Here is a 15,041-nt window from a genome sequence, read left to right as displayed (position 1 = left end):
ACGCGAACCAGGGGAGGGGTCATGGATCGACGCGGGTTGAAAATCTTGATCACCGAGTCGCACGCGGACGGTTGCGGGCAGGTCGCGAACGAGTTGGTCGAAGCCGGGCACACGGTGCTGCACTGTCACGAGGGGCCGGGGGTTGGTACCGCTGTGCCGTGCGTGGCCTGGGCAGCGGACGGTGGATGTCCGCTGCTCGCGCCCGATGTGGACGTCGTCGTCGACGTGCGTACCGAGGAGGGGCCGCAGACCACGCGCGAACAGGGCGCGATGTGTGCGCTCGTGGCCGGTGTCCCGCTGGTGGTCTGCGGGCCCGTCGACACTCACGGCGGGACGCTGTCGCGTGCGGATGTGGTGTGCGGGCGAGCGGATGTCGAGGCCGCCTGTCACAGCGCGTTCTCCCCGGTCGGGCCGACCGCGCACCGGGTGGTGGCGCGCGCGGTGTCCCGCGCACTCGCCGGGGTGATCGCGCCCGCCGAGGTGCATGTCGATCTGACAGCGCGCGAAAGCATCGTGTTCGCCGACATCACCGTCGGCGCGTCGCCGACGGCCACCGCGTTTCGTCACGTGCGCGGTGCCGTGCGGACCGCCCTCGCTCCCTTCACACCGGCCTGGTCCTACACGCCGGTGACGCTGTATCACCGCGAGCCGAGGGCCCACCGTCGGTGAACCGGTCGCACACCTTCGCAAGTCCCCTCAGGAGCACGGACTTTTCCTTCGGACGGGTCGAACGGCCCTGCCGGACCTGCTTGCGTGGCGGGATCGTCGGTGCGACAGCGCCGAACATCTGCTGTGGGGCACCGTGGAGGCGCCGTCGGTGCCGGAACCGGCTGCCGCGTCGCTTCCCGTGCCGGATACCCGGGAACTCGTCGTCATGACCGAGGAGGAGTGCCGGGCGCGCCTGTTCCTGCACGACGTGGGGCGGGTCGCCCCGGCCATGACCCAAGATCCGTTCGTACTGCCGGTCGACTACGTGATGGACGGTGCGGACGTGATCTATCGCAGCGCTGCGGGCTCACGGCCGGCCAACCTGGTCGGGCCCGTGGCCTTCGAGGTGGACGACCTGATCCGGATCGCCCGGTTGGGGTGGAGCGTGCTCGTGATCGGCGACACCGAGCGCGTGACCGATCCCGTCGAGACGGCCCGATTGACCAGGGACGCCCGAACCTGGTCCGACGGCGTCCCCGATGTCTGGACCCGGATCCGTCCGAGAGACGTCACCGGCCGCCGGCTGCGTCCCCACGCGGGCGACGAGTAACCCGAACGAGCCCCCGGCGCCGGGATACACACCGTTCGGCCCTGTGACCGCCGTGGCTCGCATGGCAGCGTCGCAGGAGTCGTCGTGTCCGCGTCCGATCATCGCGAGGGAGTACCCATCATGAGCACCCATCGAGTCCTTGTCGTCAACGCCGGGTCGTCGACGGTGAAACTGTCCGTACTCGACCCGAACGACACAGTCGTGTGCGCATCGACCATCGAATGCCCCGACGAGATTCCGGACGGCGCGGTTTCCGGATTCCTGCGCGGTGCCGGGCCCGTCGACGCCGTCGGACACCGAGTCGTGCACGGCGGCGCGGACTTCACCGGTGCGACCCGGCTCGATCCGTCGGTCTTCGTGCGCATCGCCGGCCTCGCCCCGTTGGCACCGTTGCACCAGGGTCGGGCGCTCGCGGGCATCGATGCCGTGCGCCGGGAACTTCCGAGCGTGCCGACGGTGGCCTGCTTCGATACCGCCTTCCATCGCACGTTGCCGGCGGAGGCGAGTACGTACGCCCTGCCCGAGGGCTGGCGCCGGAAATGGGGTCTGCGCCGGTACGGCTTCCACGGCCTGTCGCACGCGTACGCGGCCCGACGCGCCTGCGAACTGGCGGGCGTCGAACCGGCGTTGGCGCGGGTGGTGAGCTGCCACCTGGGCGCGGGGGCCTCGCTGGCCGCCGTACGCGGGGGCGAATCGGTCGACACGACCATGGGGTTCACCCCGGCCGAAGGGCTGGTCATGGCCACCCGGGCGGGCGACGTCGACCCGGGCCTGATCCTGTGGCTCCAGCGCCAAGGCGTCGGACTCGACGATCTCGAACAAGCGCTGGAACACGGCGGCGGCATGGCGGCGCTCGCCGGGCACGGCGGCGACATGCGGGCGATCCGCGCCGCCGCCGAGGCGGGTGATCGTCGCGCCGCAACCGCCCGTCGGATCTACGCCTATCGACTCCGCACGAAGATCGCCGCCATGACCGCCGCGATGGACGGCCTGGACGTACTCGCCTTCACAGGCGGAATCGGCGAACACGACGACGAGATCCGCGCCGACGCCGTCCGCGAACTTGCCTTCCTGGGCGTGCGCCTCGACCCGCACGCCAACGCCGAGGCGCGCGGCGACGCCGACGTGAGCGCCGACGGCAGCCCGGTGCGCACGCTGGTCGTGACCGCCTGCGAAGACGTCGAGATCGCCCACGAGACGCGTTCGGTGATCGACCCCGAGAGCACCTGACTTCGCCGTGGGGGTCGGCTCGGTGCCCCGGGGCCGGGCCGTTCGGCAGGGACGGTCGGGTCGTCCGCCCCTGCCCGCACCGGTGCGACGCGGACAGTGTGTGAAGTGTCGAGAACGCGTCGATCGAGTCCATCGAGAGGCCACCATGACGACCACCACCACACACCCCTCGGACGTCGACCTCGCGCCCTGGCGCGACTTCCGCCTCGGGGCCTGGCAACACGGCATCGCCGTCCGCGACTTCATCCGGACCAACCACATCCCCTACACCGGCGACGCCGACTTCCTGTGCGAGGCCACACCGCGCACGCGCGCGGTCTGGGACCGGGTGTCCGCGCTGTTCCCCGAGGAGCGCCGCAAGGGCGTGCTGGACGTGGACACCGCGACGCCCTCCACGATCACCTCGCACGCCCCCGGCTGGATCGACCGCGACCGGGAGTTGATCGTCGGCCTGCAAACCGACGCTCCGCTCAAGCGGGCGATCATGCCCAACGGCGGACTGCGCATGGTCGAGGCCGGTCTGCGCGCGTACGGCTACGAGTTGGATCCGTTCGTGCGAGCGGTGTTCGGCACCTACCGCAAGACGCACAACGAGGCCGTCTTCGACGCGTACACCCCCGAGATCCTGCGGGCCCGCCGCGCCGGGCTGATCACCGGGCTCCCGGACGCCTACGGCCGAGGGCGCATCATCGGCGACTACCGGCGCGTGGCCCTGTACGGCGTGGACCGCCTGATCGAGGTCAAGCAGGCCGAGCGCGGCGCTCTGGATCCGCTGCCCGCCACCGTCGAGGTGATCCGCGACCGAGAGGAACTGGCGGAGCAGGCACGGGCCCTGGCCGAGTTGAAGGAGATGGCCGCGACCTACGGCTGCGACGTCTCGCGCCCGGCGGCAACCGCTCAGGAGGCCGTGCAGTGGTTGTACCTGGCCTACCTCGCCGCGACCAAGGAGCAGAACGGCGCCGCGATGTCGCTCGGCCGCACCTCCACGTTCCTGGACGTCTTCCTGGAGCGTGACCTGCGTGAAGGCCGCATCGACGAGAGCCGCGCGCAAGAGCTGATCGACGACTTCGTGATCAAGCTGCGGATCATCCGGTTCCTGCGCACCCCCGAGTACGACGCGCTGTTCTCCGGCGACCCCACCTGGGTCACCGAATCCCTCGGCGGCATCGGCACCGACGGCCGCCCGCTGGTCTCCCGCACCTCCTTCCGCTACCTGCGGACCCTGTACAACCTGGGGCCCGCACCGGAACCGAACCTGACCGTGTTGTGGTCGCCCCGACTGCCGAGCGGCTTCAAGCGCTACTGCGCGCAGGTCTCGATCGACACCAGTTCCATCCAGTACGAGTCCGACGACCTGATGCGCCCGTGCACCGGGGACGACACCGCGATCGCGTGCTGCGTCTCGGCGATGGCCGTGGGCAAGGACATGCAGTTCTTCGGCGCCCGGGTCAACCTCGCCAAGGCCCTGCTGTACGCGATCAACGGCGGCCGGGACGAGATCAGCGGCGAACAGGTCGGCCCGAAGTCCCCGCCGCTGCGGGGCGATCGCCTCGATCCGGCGGAACTCGACGCGGCGTTCGACCACATCCTCGACTGGTTGGCCGGGGTCTACGTGGACGCGCTGAACATCATCCACCACATGCACGACAGGTACGCCTACGAGCGCCTGGAGATGGCCCTGCACGACCACCCCGTGCACCGCACCATGGCCTGCGGCATCGCCGGACTCTCGGTGGTGGTGGACAGCCTCTCCGCGGTCCGGTACGCGGGTGTCGAGGTGATCCGCGACCGGGACACCGGACTGGCCGTGGACTATCGCGTCCTGGGGGAGTACCCCGCGTTCGGCAACAACGACGACCGCGCCGACACGATCGCGGTGGACCTGGTGCGTTCGTTCCTGGCCAAGTTGCGGCGCCACCCCACCTATCGCGACGCCGAACACACGCTGTCGGTGCTGACCATCACCTCCAACGTGGTCTACGGCAAACACACGGGCAACACCCCCGACGGCCGCCGCGCCGGCACACCCTTCGCGCCCGGGGCCAACCCGATGAACGGCCGCGACCGACACGGCATGGCCGCGTCCGCGCTGTCGGTGGCCAAGATCCCCTACGAGTCGGCCCGCGACGGCATCTCACTGACCTCGACCGTGACTCCGGAGGGCCTCGGTCACGATCCCGGCGAGCGCGCCGACAACCTGGTCGGCCTGCTCGACGGCTACTTCGCCGCCGGCGGCTTCCACATGAACGTCAACGTGCTCGATCGCGCCACCCTGACCGACGCCATGGAACACCCGGAGCGGTATCCGAACCTGACCATCCGCGTCTCCGGATACGCGGTCCGCTTCGTGCGTTTGACCCGCGAGCAGCAACTCGACGTGATCAGCCGGACCTTCCACCAGGCCCGGTGAGCACGATGCGACAGGTCCCGAGCCCTCTCCCGCACGGCCTCCGGCCGCGCAACGACGGACACACGGGCATGGTGCACTCGTGGGACATGTCCACCGGCGTGGACGGGCCCGGGACCCGCTTCGTGCTCTTCGTGAACGGCTGTCCCCTGCGCTGCCTGTACTGCTCCAACCCGGACACCTGGCACCTGCGCGACGGCCGAAGCACGGACGTCGAGGAGGTGATGAGCAAGATCACGGCCTGTCGGGAGTTCCTGCTCGCGAGCGGCGGAGGCGTGACGGTCACCGGAGGCGAGCCGCTGCTCCAGGCCGACTTCGTCGGGGCGGTGCTGTGCCGCTGTCGCGAACTGGGCCTGCACACCGCGCTGGACACCTCCGGATACCTCGGCGCCCGCGCCGGCGAGCGCCTGTTGTCCGCCACCGACCTCGTCCTGCTCGACATCAAGCACTTCGACCCCGACGCCTATCGCCGACTCACCGGCCGCGAACTCGCGCCGACCCTCACCTTCGCTCGGCGGCTCGCCGACCTCGGCATCCCCGTATGGCTGCGCTTCGTCCTGGTGCCGGAACTGACCGATGACATCGCGATGATCGACGAACTGGCGGCTTTCGCCGCAGGGTTGGGAAACATCGAACGCGTCGATCTACTGCCCTTCCACAAACTCGGCGCCGCCAAGTACGACGAACTCGGCATCAGCTTCCCGCTGCGGGACACCTCGCCGCCGACGGCCGAGCTGATCGCGCGAGTCCGCGCGCAATTCCGCACGCACGGCCTCCGCGCCCACTGAGCGCAGGCGACGACGGTCGGATCGAGACCGGACCGCCACGGCGTGTGTGAGCGCGACCAGGGCCGTACCGGCAGGCCACACATACGGAAGTTCGCCGCGGCGCTGGACCGGCTGGTCCGGGCATTTGCGCGTGCGTTCAAGCGGCATGTGCGGGCCGGGATGGGCACGATCCGTGACGCGCACGTCGGCGATGGCGGGAGGGACGGTCGGTCCGGTGCGCAGGGCCGGTCGGCCCTGTCGGGGGTCCTCGGCGAGCGGGACGGTGAGGGCGAGGCGTCATCCACTCGTGCGAATGGAGATGTGACATGGACCGGATACCGCTCGTCGTCGCGGCGACCGACGGATCGCCCGAGGCGATCGAGGCCGTGATCGAGGCAGCCGACGAAACCGCCCGTCGGGGTGCGGAGTTGGAGATCGTGTTCGTCTGGCAGGGATCGACCCTCGAGCGGAACGCCGGATACCGCAAGGGAGTGAGCGCCCATGTCGAAGGCATCCGCCGGGATGCCGCCGATGTCGCGCGCTTGCGACAGCCGGAGATCGGGATGCGTTCCTCGGTTGTACACGATGCCCCCGTCGCGGGGTTGCTGGAGGTAGCCAAGCGGGCCGATCTGCTGGTCGTGGGAAGTCGTGGGCACGGTGCGGCCGGCGGGATCCTGCTCGGGTCGGTGAGTCTGGCTCTGGCCGGTCGGGCACCCTGTCCCGTCCTGGTGGTGCGTACCCGTGTACGTCCCGGGCGTCCGGTGGTCGTCGGCGTAGCCGGTGAGGACAGCCGGCCCGCGTTGGAGCGCGCCTTCGCCGAGGCCCGGGCGCGTGGTGTGGGCGTGATCGCGGTGCACGCCTGGAACTTCCCCGAGATCCCGCGAGCGCTGCGGGAAGCGCAGGGCGCCGAGACGCCCTACCACCAAGCCGAAGAGTTCGCGCGCCAGGTGCTCGTGAACGTCATGTCCCCGCTTCGGGAGGCCAACCCGCACGTGAAGGTCGAGGAACGCGTCGTGCGGGCCGGCGCCGGTGCCGCGCTGGTGGCGGCGTCGCGGGACGCGGGTCTTGTCGTCGTGGGGCGGCACCACTCGCCGCACCACTTCGGACCGCGTCCGGGGCACTCGGTGGTCGCACTGCTGCACCACGCGCACGCACCGCTGCTGGTCGTGCCTTCGGATTGAGTCCGGTGCGTCGAACACGTCGAGACCGCCGGGTGGTTCGCCACCCGGCGGTCTCGGTTCGTACGCGATCGGGACGGGTCAGTCGACGGGGATCAGCAGGACCGGAACCTTGCTGTGGTGCAGCAGGACATGGGTGACGTGACCGAGGTTGGGGCCGAAGCGGCCATGGCGGCGGTGGGCGGCCAGGACGATCAGGTCGGCCTCGTCGGTGGTGGCCAGCAGCGCGTGCGCGGGAACGTCGCAGACGACCTGCTCGGTGAGGGAGACGTCGGGGTACTTGTCCAGGAACGGGGCAAGGGCCGCGCCGAGGGTGGCGTCGGCGGCGTTGCGCCCGTCGTCGCCGGACCACAGCGGGGGCGCGTAGGGCGCCGCGGGGGAGAGCGGCGGTGTCCAGGCGTGCACGGCACGCAGCGGCAAGGCGCGTGCCTGTGCCGCCGCGAACGCGGCCTCGACGGCGGGCGAGCAGTCGAAGTCGGAGATGCCCACGACGATGCTGCCCGGCTCGTTCTCCGGGGCGTTGGGGTGTCGCGCGTGGACGACGAGGATCGGGCACCGCGAGGTGGCCGCGACGGACAGCGAGACCGAGCCCATCAGCAGGCCCGCGAAACCGCCTCGGCCGCGATTGCCGAGGACGATGAGCCTCGCGCGCTCGGCGGCCTCCTCCAGGGTCGGGACGGTGCGGCCGAGCACGATGGTGGTGACGATCGCCAGATCGGGTTGCCGCCGCCGGGCCCGATCGGCGGCCCGGCCGACCAGGGCCTCCGCGTCCGTCCGTAACCGGGCGGCGTGCGCGCCCTCTTCGTGGTTCGGATCCCCCTCGACGACGTGCAGCACCTCCAAGGGTGTGTGTCGCAGGGCCGCCTCGTCGGCGGCTCGATCGGTCGCGAGATCGGAGATCGGGGAACCGTCCACGCCCACGACGACGTGACCGCGCAGGGTCCCGTCGGTGGCGTCCGTGGTCGCACCGGCCGAAATGTTGTCGTTCACATCGGACTCCCGGAATCGAGTGGAATGGGTGGACCGCAGGCGGCATTCCGATCCCGCCTGCGGGGGTGCGTGCGTGGTTCGCCGGCCGTGAGCCGGCTCACCCTTTCGCGGAGTCGTCGTTCGCCGAACGGCGTGGTCCGTACAGGTCCAGCAGCCGCAGTCGGCTCGCCTGGAGGCGGCCGGCGATCACCTGCGCGCACGCGAGGGTGATCGCTCGCCCGGAGTCGGGATCGCGCTCGCATTCGGCCCGCACCGCGCCCGCGTCGAACTCCACGGCCCGGACGGCACCGACGGCCCGGCCGCCCAGGTGCCACCGATAGGGCGGGAACAGCCGGCTCCACCCGACGAGTTCACCCGATCCCAGCGTCTCGACGGTCGCCGGGTGCCCGCCCGGGACATGCACGTCCAGGCAGACGGAGCCGCCCTCGACGAGCCAGAAGCTGCGGGCCGGTCGGTCCTCCTCGAACATGCGGGCGCCGGGTTCGAACGTGACCGGCCGGCCGAAGGCCATGAGCCGATCCAAGTGCTCCTTGGGGATGCGGCCGATCCGGCCGGATACGTGGAACATGGTGTCCTCCTCAACAGCCGGGCGAGCGGCGACCGAAGTGCGCTGGACCGGGCCTGAGATGGCTGTCGTCGAAGTCGAACGTCAGGGTGTGGGTCACGCTCTCGACGCCGTCGACGGCGCGGCACAGCCGCACCACGATGTCGATGAGACTGCGGTTGTCGACCGCCCCCGACAGGCACACCACCGCGTCGCGCACGTCGACCACAATCGTGCCGGGCTCCAGCCACAGCGCCGCGCGCAGTACGTCCTGCTCGATCTCGGCTCGGATCTCGGCGTCCGGGCGCAGGAACGTGCGCAGCAGGTCGCAGCGGCTGACGATGCCGATCAGCCGACCTTCGGTATCGACCACCGGGAGGCGCTTGACGTGGTGGCGTTCCATCAGACGCGCGCCCTGGAGGGTACCGGCGGCGGGTTCCACGCTCACCACGGGAGTGGTCATCAACTCGTGGGCCGTGTGGCCCTCGCCCTTGGTGTGTCGGTTCGCCAGTCGGCGCAGGCCCGTCAGGAGGTGGGCGTCCTCGGCCTTGTCCACCTGGGCGCGCAGCAGGTCCGCCTCCGAGACGATGCCCAGGACCCGCCGCTCGTCGTCGACGACCGGCAGGGCGCTGATCCGCCGGGCGTCCAATGTGGCGACGATGTCCTGGAACTCGGCGTCGGAGCCGACGGTGACCACGTCCCGGGTCATGACGTCCTCGATCTTGCGTTGCAACATGCGAACCCCCTGGTCGATATGCGGCGGGTCACCGAGGCTTCGACGGCGACGCCTTCGGCCGGACACCACGAGCGTGGCGCCGTTTCGGGTACCGGGACAGGGCCGCGTTGCCCGGTACACAGGGCCGTTCGGCCCGGGGTGGTCCACGCCCCGGCGTCGGTGTGCCATACGCCCGAGCGGGGCGATGACCATCGGCGCCGCCATCGGGACCTTTGGCACCGGCGCGTCGGCGCCCGGGCGGCCACGCTGCAAGCGTTCGGCCGGAGCAGTTCCGCCACGGCACACCGCCACGCCCGGTCGAATCTCATCGCGACGACGAGGATTCGCCATGCTCGGGAAAAGAACGACCTCCGCCCACCGCGCGGCCCGCGAACCTGGCACGCCATCCGAGGAGGCACGCGGCTCCGCCTCCACATTCGGTCTGCCCACCGCCACGGCCCTGGTGGTGGGCAGCATCATCGGCACCGGTGTGTTCGCGCTGCCGGCCGCGCTCGCGCCGTACGGCCCCATCTCCCTGGTGGCGTTCGTCATCGTTACCGTCGGTGCCCTGGCCCTGGCGGTCACGTTCGGACGGCTCGCTCGCCGGGTCCCCGGCAGCGGCGGACCCTACGTGTATGCCCGGGAGGCGTTCGGCGAGTTCGCCGGGTTCCTCAACGCCTGGTCGTACTGGATCACCGCGTGGGCGGGCAACGCCGCGATCGTGGTGGCCTGGGTCGGCTACGTCGAGGTGTTCGTCAACACCGGCCACAACAAGTGGGGGTCGGTCGCCATCGCGCTGACGGGCCTGTGGATCCCCGCCGCGATCAACCTGGCCGGCCTGCGCAGCATGGGTGCCTTCCAGATCGTCACCACCGTGCTCAAGTTCGTCCCGTTGATCCTGATGGGCACCGTCGGCTTGTTCTTCCTGGACACCGACAACCTCGGCGCCTTCAACGCCCACGGCGGGTCGCCGATGGGCGCGATCTCCGCCGCCGCGGCCATCGCGCTGTTCAGCTACATCGGCCTGGAGACCGTCTCCGTCGCCGCCGGCCGGGTCCGCGAGCCCGGCCGCAACGTGCCCCGCGCCACGGTGTACGGCACCCTCGCCTGTGCGGCGGTCTACCTGCTCGGCACGCTCGCCGTCTTCGGCGCCGTCCCGCACGCCGAACTCGTCGCCTCCACCGCGCCGTTCACCGACGCCGCCGACCACATGGCGGGCGGCTCCTGGGCCGGCAACGCGGTCGCGGTGGCCGCGATCGTGTCCGGGATCGGCGCGCTGGGGGGCTGGACGATGATCTGCGCCGAGATGCCCTACGCCGCCGCCCGAGAGGGGCTGTTCCCCAAGGCGTTCGCCCGCAAGCGCGGCGACACCCCGGTGTTCGGCATCCTCGCCGCCACGATTTTGGCTTCGCTGATCACGGTGGCCGCCTACACCAGCTTCGACCACGTGTTCACCAGCATCGTGTTGCTGAGCGTGCTGACCGCGGCGATCCCCTACCTGTTCTCCGCCGCCGCCCAGCTGTACTGGCTGCTCACCCACGCCCACCACGCGAGTCGGGGCCGCTTCGCGCGGGACGTGCTGGTGGCGGGAACCGCGTTGGCGTTCTCCTACTGGTCGATCCAGGGCAGCGGCTACCAGACCGTCTACTACGGGCTGTTCGCCGTCCTCCTCGGCATCCCCGTCTACATCTATCTCAAGCGCGACCGCGGCGAGTACGGCGAAAAGGCGGCGCCCGCACCCGTGACGTCCCTCGAGCAACTCGCCTCCCCGCGGAGTTCCTCGAAGCCCCGAGGACACGCCGCTTGACCGTCCGGCGGGCCGGCGAAGGCGCCCACACGTCGATGAGCCCGGACGGGACCTTCGGCCCCGTCCGGGAGCCGTCCGCCTCTGGGCACTGGTCACTGCTCCCACTGAACTGGTCGCGCAGCCGCCCCGGCGGAACCCGCAGCCCAGGAAGCGAGGCTCTTTGTGATCACCATCGCGACGACTCCGACCGGCCGCCGCGGCGCGACAACGCCCGGCACGTCCCTCACCGTCGACCTGCGCGGCGAACTGGACCTGGACAGCGCGGCGAGCATCGAACCGACCCTGACCGCCCTCGCCCGAACCGGCCCCGCCGAACTCCGGCTCGACCTCGGCGCCCTCGTCTTCTGTGATACCTCCGGCATCAACCTCTTCCTGCGACTTCGGCACCGGTGTGCCCAGGCCCACACCCGGCTGGTCCTGACCGGGGTCCACGGCCAACCGGCCCGTGTCATCCGCCTGGTGGGACTCGACCGCGCGATTACCTGCCGCTTTGGGGGCCCACACCCGACGGGACGCGCAGCGGTCGGCCCCGTCGACATCCGCGAACCCTTCTCGGGGCCGGTGGGGGCCACTCGGCCCTGAGGGACCCGGGACCACCGGCCCTGTTCCGATGATCCCGCACGCCCCGAGACTGATCATCGCGTCGACCCGACCGGGCGAACGCGTCCGTCACCCTCGGGGAGCAGACCATGGAAACCGGGATCACCACCGAAGCCGTCGCCGGAGCCCGCCTGCCCCGTATCACCGGCGCCACACGCACGACCCCGACCCCGACCGCGAAGCCCGAACCGCCCGCCACGATAAGGGTGTTCCTCCTCGACGACCACGAGGTCGTCCGCCGTGGCCTGGCCGACCTGCTCGGCGCCGAGGCGGACATCGAGATCGTCGGCGAATCGGCGTCCGCCCTCGAGGCCATGAGACGCATACCCGCCCTGCGCCCCGACGTCGCCGTCCTGGACGGGCGGCTCCCGGACGGCAGCGGAGTCGACGTGTGCCGCGAGGTGCGCTCCTCCTTCCCCGAGATCAACGCGCTGATCCTGACCTCGTACGACGACGAGGACGCGCTGTTCTCCGCGATCATGGCCGGCGCCGCCGGATACGTTCTCAAACAGATCCGCGGCGCCGACCTGGTCCGTGCGGTCCGAGAGGTCGCCGCCGGCCGCTCGCTCCTCGACCCGGCGATCACCACGAAGGTCCTCGACCGCGTCCGCACCGGAACACGCGAGGACCCGCGCGTCGCCTCCCTCTCCGACCAGGAACGCCGAATCTTCGACCTGGTCGCCGAGGGCCTGACCAACCGCCAGATCGCCGAACGCCTGCACCTCGCGGAGAAGACCGTCAAGAACTACGTCTCCACCATGCTCCACAAACTCGGATTCGAACGTCGCGTCCAGGCCGCCGTCTTCGCCGGGACCCTCCCACACCGCACATCCGCCTGACCCATCACCGCATCAAGCCGGCCGACAGCGCCGGACGTCCCTGGGCGGGCCGAAGGTGCGCGGCGAATCCGCTCGTCGACCAGGTCCGGTCGACCGCGACGACCGCGAACGCCTCATAACCGGTGAGGCGTTCGATCCACCCGTGCGCGATCTCGCCCATCGCGAAGGCGGCGGTCGCGTAGGCGTCGACCCGAGTGAGGTCGGCACCGATCACCGTGATCGAGGCCGGACCCCGGGCGACGCGACCGGTGCGCGGGTCGAGGATGTGGGCGCCGCGTTCGGCCGTACCCGAGGTGGCGATCGCGAGTTCCCGACCCTCGACGACGGCGCACAACTCGCCGTCCCGCAGCGGGTGGGCGACGCCGATACGCCAGCATTCGCCGGGCTCCGGCTCGCCCCGCAGGCATATGTCGCCCCCTCCGTTCACGCATGTGTTCCGGGCGCCGGCGGCGACGAGCAGGCGTGTCGCGTGCTCGATCGCCCAGCCCTTGACGAGTCCGGAGGGGTCGAGCCGGCCCGCCGGCCGGGCACTGAACCAACCGCCGCTCAGGTCGCTCACCTCGGCGCAGAGGTCGAGCACGGTGGCGACCTCCGGCGGGCAGTCGGCGAGCGCGATCTCGCCTCGGTCGAGGCGGCTGATCGCGCTGTCGGGGCGATAAGTGGAGAAGGTCCTGTCCACGTGATGCAGCCAGGCGATTGCCCGCCTCAGCGCTTCGCGTAGTTCGGTGGTCGGTCGGTCGCGGATGTCGAAGGAGAACACGGTGCCCATGACGTGTTCGACGTGGTGCAGACGCCGTGGTGCGCGGTCAGCCATTCGCCTGGTCCAATGCGCTCTGGAGGGACTGTATGTAGCCCTTGCTGGTGTAGGTGGCCCCGGAGACGGAGTGGATCCGCGCGCTCTGCGCGGTCAGGGCCTCCTGCGTCAAGGTGGGTACGGACCGCGCGGTGATCTGTCGGTCGCGACCGTTGTCGTCGGGGGTCCGCAGGACGCGTACATCGGTGATCCTGCCGTCGGCGAGCGTGACGGCGACCTGGACCGGGCCGTAGCGAGTGTCGATCGTGTCGCCGGTGAACGTGCCGCTGCGGGTGTTCGTCGGACCCGGCGGCGTGGGCGATGCCGCGGCGGAACCGGGAGAGCCGGTGGTCGATTTCGTGCCCTCGGCCGCAGTGTTCGAGGGCGCGTCGTGGTGGGGTTTGAGCGACAGCAGCAGGATGACGCCCGCGATCGTGGAAACGGTGGTCAGGGCCATACGGCGCATGGACGACTCCCCGGAGACGAAGGATTCAAAGGGCGAACGACTCGTGATGGATGCGCCGCCGCGGTACGCCCGCGGCGCGCAGCGCGGGGATCGCGGTGTCGACCATCGCGGGCGGCCCGCACACGTAGACGTCGTGCGCCGCCAGGTCGGGTACCAGAGCGGACAGCGCCCCGGAGGAGAGCGGGTACGCGCCGGCCGTCGGATCGTCGATGTAGTGCACGCACGCGTGGCGGGCCGCCGCGATGGTGTCGAGTTCGGCCCGCAGGGCGAAGTCCTGTGGCCGCCGAGCCCGATAGATCAGCGTCACCTGTCCGGGAAGGGTCTCGAACAGGGCCCGCAGCGGCGTGATGCCCACGCCGCCGGCCAGCAGCAGTACCGCGGGGGCGGTACGGCGGGCCGCGGTGAACGCGCCGTACGGCCCCTCCGCCCACACCCGCGTGCCCGGCGTCAGTCGCGCCAGGGCCGCGCTGTGCGCGCCGGCGGCCTTGACGGTGATGCGTAGGCCGGCAGGGTGAGCGGGCGCGGAGAGCGAATAGGGGTTGGCGGTCCACCACAGGCCGCGGGTCAGGAATCGCCAGCGAAGGAACTGGCCGGATTCGCCGCCGAGTTCCATCAGATGCCGGCCGGTGAGGTGAACCGAGACCACTCCCGGGGCTTCGGGACGCACCGCCACGACCCGCAACCGGTGGCGCAGCGCGCGCCGCAGCGGGATCAGGAACCGGTACCAGAGCACCAGGGCCGCGACGCCGAGGTAGAGCGCGTACCAGCCGACGCGGGCCGGTTCGCTGCCGATGAAGTCCGCACCGTTGGCGAGCATGTGGCCGAAGACCAGGAAGACCGCCAGGTAGGTGGCGAAGTGCAGGTAGTGCCAGGTCTCGTAGGACAGCCGGCGGCGGGCCGCACGCGCCGAGAGCACACCGGTGGCAAGCAACAGCAGGAAGCCGATCGTGCCCTTCAGCATCTCGGGATAGTCGAACACCAGGGTGCCGGTCTGGTGGAGGACATCGGTATGCGCGGCGAGCGAGTAGCCCACGATGACCAGCAGCGTGTGCGCCACGGCCAGACAGACCGTGTATCGGCCACCCATGGCGTGCCAACGCGCCAGTCGATCCGACCCGATGTGGTGATCGAGCAGGGGTATGCGCGCCATGAGGGCGAGCAGGACCGCGCACGCGTAGCCGGCCAACAACCCCGTGATGCGACCCGCGTCGGTGATCCAGTCCGCCGGCCCGATTACGGTGGGCGTGTCGGCCCACCACAGACCTACCACGGCGACGGCCCCGCCGACGATCAGCGCCCGGGCCACACCCGGTACCGCGCGGCGCAGCGGGTGGACGGCAGCGGATCCCGCTACAGGGGGATCGCGATACAGCGTGTGGCTCACGAGAACTCCTCTCCGCCGGGCGGTGGACGGTCAGCCTCGCAACGCAACCTCTGAACATCCTCT

Annotated in this window: 15 protein-coding genes; 9 read left to right on the top strand and 6 right to left on the bottom strand. The window is 70.8% G+C overall.

Going from position 1 to position 15,041, the window contains the following annotated elements; genetic code table 11:
• Positions 1-36 precede the first annotated feature (36 nt).
• From ACMXN5_RS48505 to ACMXN5_RS48480, 6 genes are all read left to right on the top strand, one after another.
• The gene (locus tag ACMXN5_RS48505) at positions 37-669 is read left to right on the top strand and encodes a hypothetical protein (protein WP_439681284.1); all 633 of its coding nucleotides are present in this window, start codon (positions 37-39) and stop codon (positions 667-669) included.
• Between the two features lie 205 nt (positions 670-874).
• Positions 875-1,258, top strand: coding sequence for a pyridoxamine 5'-phosphate oxidase family protein (locus ACMXN5_RS48500; RefSeq protein ID WP_439681283.1), 384 nt, complete (start codon positions 875-877; stop codon positions 1,256-1,258).
• A gap of 120 nt (positions 1,259-1,378) precedes the next feature.
• Positions 1,379-2,488, top strand: a complete 1,110-nt coding sequence (locus ACMXN5_RS48495) for an acetate/propionate family kinase (RefSeq protein ID WP_439681282.1) — start codon at positions 1,379-1,381, stop codon at positions 2,486-2,488.
• Between the two features lie 145 nt (positions 2,489-2,633).
• Positions 2,634-4,898: a formate C-acetyltransferase gene (gene pflB, locus ACMXN5_RS48490; RefSeq protein WP_439681281.1), complete on the top strand. Its 2,265-nt coding sequence runs from the start codon at positions 2,634-2,636 to the stop codon at positions 4,896-4,898.
• A gap of 68 nt (positions 4,899-4,966) precedes the next feature.
• Positions 4,967-5,683, top strand: a complete 717-nt coding sequence (gene pflA / locus ACMXN5_RS48485) for a pyruvate formate-lyase-activating protein (protein ID WP_439681280.1) — start codon at positions 4,967-4,969, stop codon at positions 5,681-5,683.
• A 305-nt stretch (positions 5,684-5,988) separates the two neighbouring features.
• Complete coding sequence (locus ACMXN5_RS48480; protein ID WP_439681279.1) at positions 5,989-6,843, top strand: universal stress protein; 855 nt, start codon at positions 5,989-5,991, stop codon at positions 6,841-6,843.
• 78 nt (positions 6,844-6,921) lie between these two features.
• Here ACMXN5_RS48480 and ACMXN5_RS48475 read toward each other — a convergent pair whose 3' ends face one another.
• The 3 genes from ACMXN5_RS48475 to ACMXN5_RS48465 form a co-directional block, all read right to left on the bottom strand.
• Complete coding sequence (locus ACMXN5_RS48475; RefSeq protein ID WP_439681278.1) at positions 6,922-7,830, bottom strand: universal stress protein; 909 nt, start codon at positions 7,828-7,830, stop codon at positions 6,922-6,924.
• Positions 7,831-7,927: 97 nt separating this feature from the next.
• Positions 7,928-8,398 (bottom strand): Crp/Fnr family transcriptional regulator, encoded by a 471-nt coding sequence (locus tag ACMXN5_RS48470; protein WP_439681277.1) that lies wholly within the window; start codon positions 8,396-8,398, stop codon positions 7,928-7,930.
• Between the two features lie 10 nt (positions 8,399-8,408).
• Positions 8,409-9,110 (bottom strand): CBS domain-containing protein, encoded by a 702-nt coding sequence (locus tag ACMXN5_RS48465; protein WP_439681276.1) that lies wholly within the window; start codon positions 9,108-9,110, stop codon positions 8,409-8,411.
• Between the two features lie 328 nt (positions 9,111-9,438).
• On the opposite strand from ACMXN5_RS48465, the gene ACMXN5_RS48460 reads away from it, so the two are divergent.
• The 3 genes from ACMXN5_RS48460 to ACMXN5_RS48450 all read left to right on the top strand — a co-directional run bounded on the left by ACMXN5_RS48460 (position 9,439) and on the right by ACMXN5_RS48450 (position 12,335).
• On the top strand, positions 9,439-10,896 hold the full coding sequence (locus ACMXN5_RS48460) for an amino acid permease (RefSeq protein ID WP_439681275.1): 1,458 nt from the start codon (positions 9,439-9,441) through the stop codon (positions 10,894-10,896).
• Positions 10,897-11,058: 162 nt separating this feature from the next.
• Complete coding sequence (locus ACMXN5_RS48455) at positions 11,059-11,478, top strand: STAS domain-containing protein (protein ID WP_439681274.1); 420 nt, start codon at positions 11,059-11,061, stop codon at positions 11,476-11,478.
• 107 nt (positions 11,479-11,585) lie between these two features.
• Positions 11,586-12,335, top strand: a complete 750-nt coding sequence (locus tag ACMXN5_RS48450) for a response regulator (RefSeq protein ID WP_439681273.1) — start codon at positions 11,586-11,588, stop codon at positions 12,333-12,335.
• Between the two features lie 4 nt (positions 12,336-12,339).
• On the opposite strand, the gene ACMXN5_RS48445 is transcribed toward ACMXN5_RS48450, so the two are convergent.
• Genes ACMXN5_RS48445 through ACMXN5_RS48435 form a run of 3 tightly spaced genes read right to left on the bottom strand, consistent with a single transcriptional unit; the run spans position 12,340 to position 14,921 of the window.
• Positions 12,340-13,149, bottom strand: coding sequence for an FAD:protein FMN transferase (locus tag ACMXN5_RS48445; protein WP_439681272.1), 810 nt, complete (start codon positions 13,147-13,149; stop codon positions 12,340-12,342).
• Positions 13,142-13,594 carry an FMN-binding protein gene (locus ACMXN5_RS48440; protein WP_439681271.1) on the bottom strand — a complete coding sequence of 151 codons (453 nt, stop codon included), beginning with the start codon at positions 13,592-13,594 and terminating at the stop codon, positions 13,142-13,144. The genes ACMXN5_RS48445 and ACMXN5_RS48440 overlap by 8 nt, the downstream gene beginning before the upstream one ends.
• A 25-nt stretch (positions 13,595-13,619) precedes the next feature.
• Positions 13,620-14,921, bottom strand: a complete 1,302-nt coding sequence (locus tag ACMXN5_RS48435; protein ID WP_439681441.1) for a ferredoxin reductase family protein — start codon at positions 14,919-14,921, stop codon at positions 13,620-13,622.
• Between the last annotated feature and the right edge of the window lie 120 nt (positions 14,922-15,041).

Origin of the sequence: Embleya australiensis, assembly GCF_051903075.1 — a bacterium.
GTDB lineage: Bacteria > Actinomycetota > Actinomycetes > Streptomycetales > Streptomycetaceae > Embleya.
This window is presented reverse-complemented; position numbering and strand designations above follow the sequence as displayed.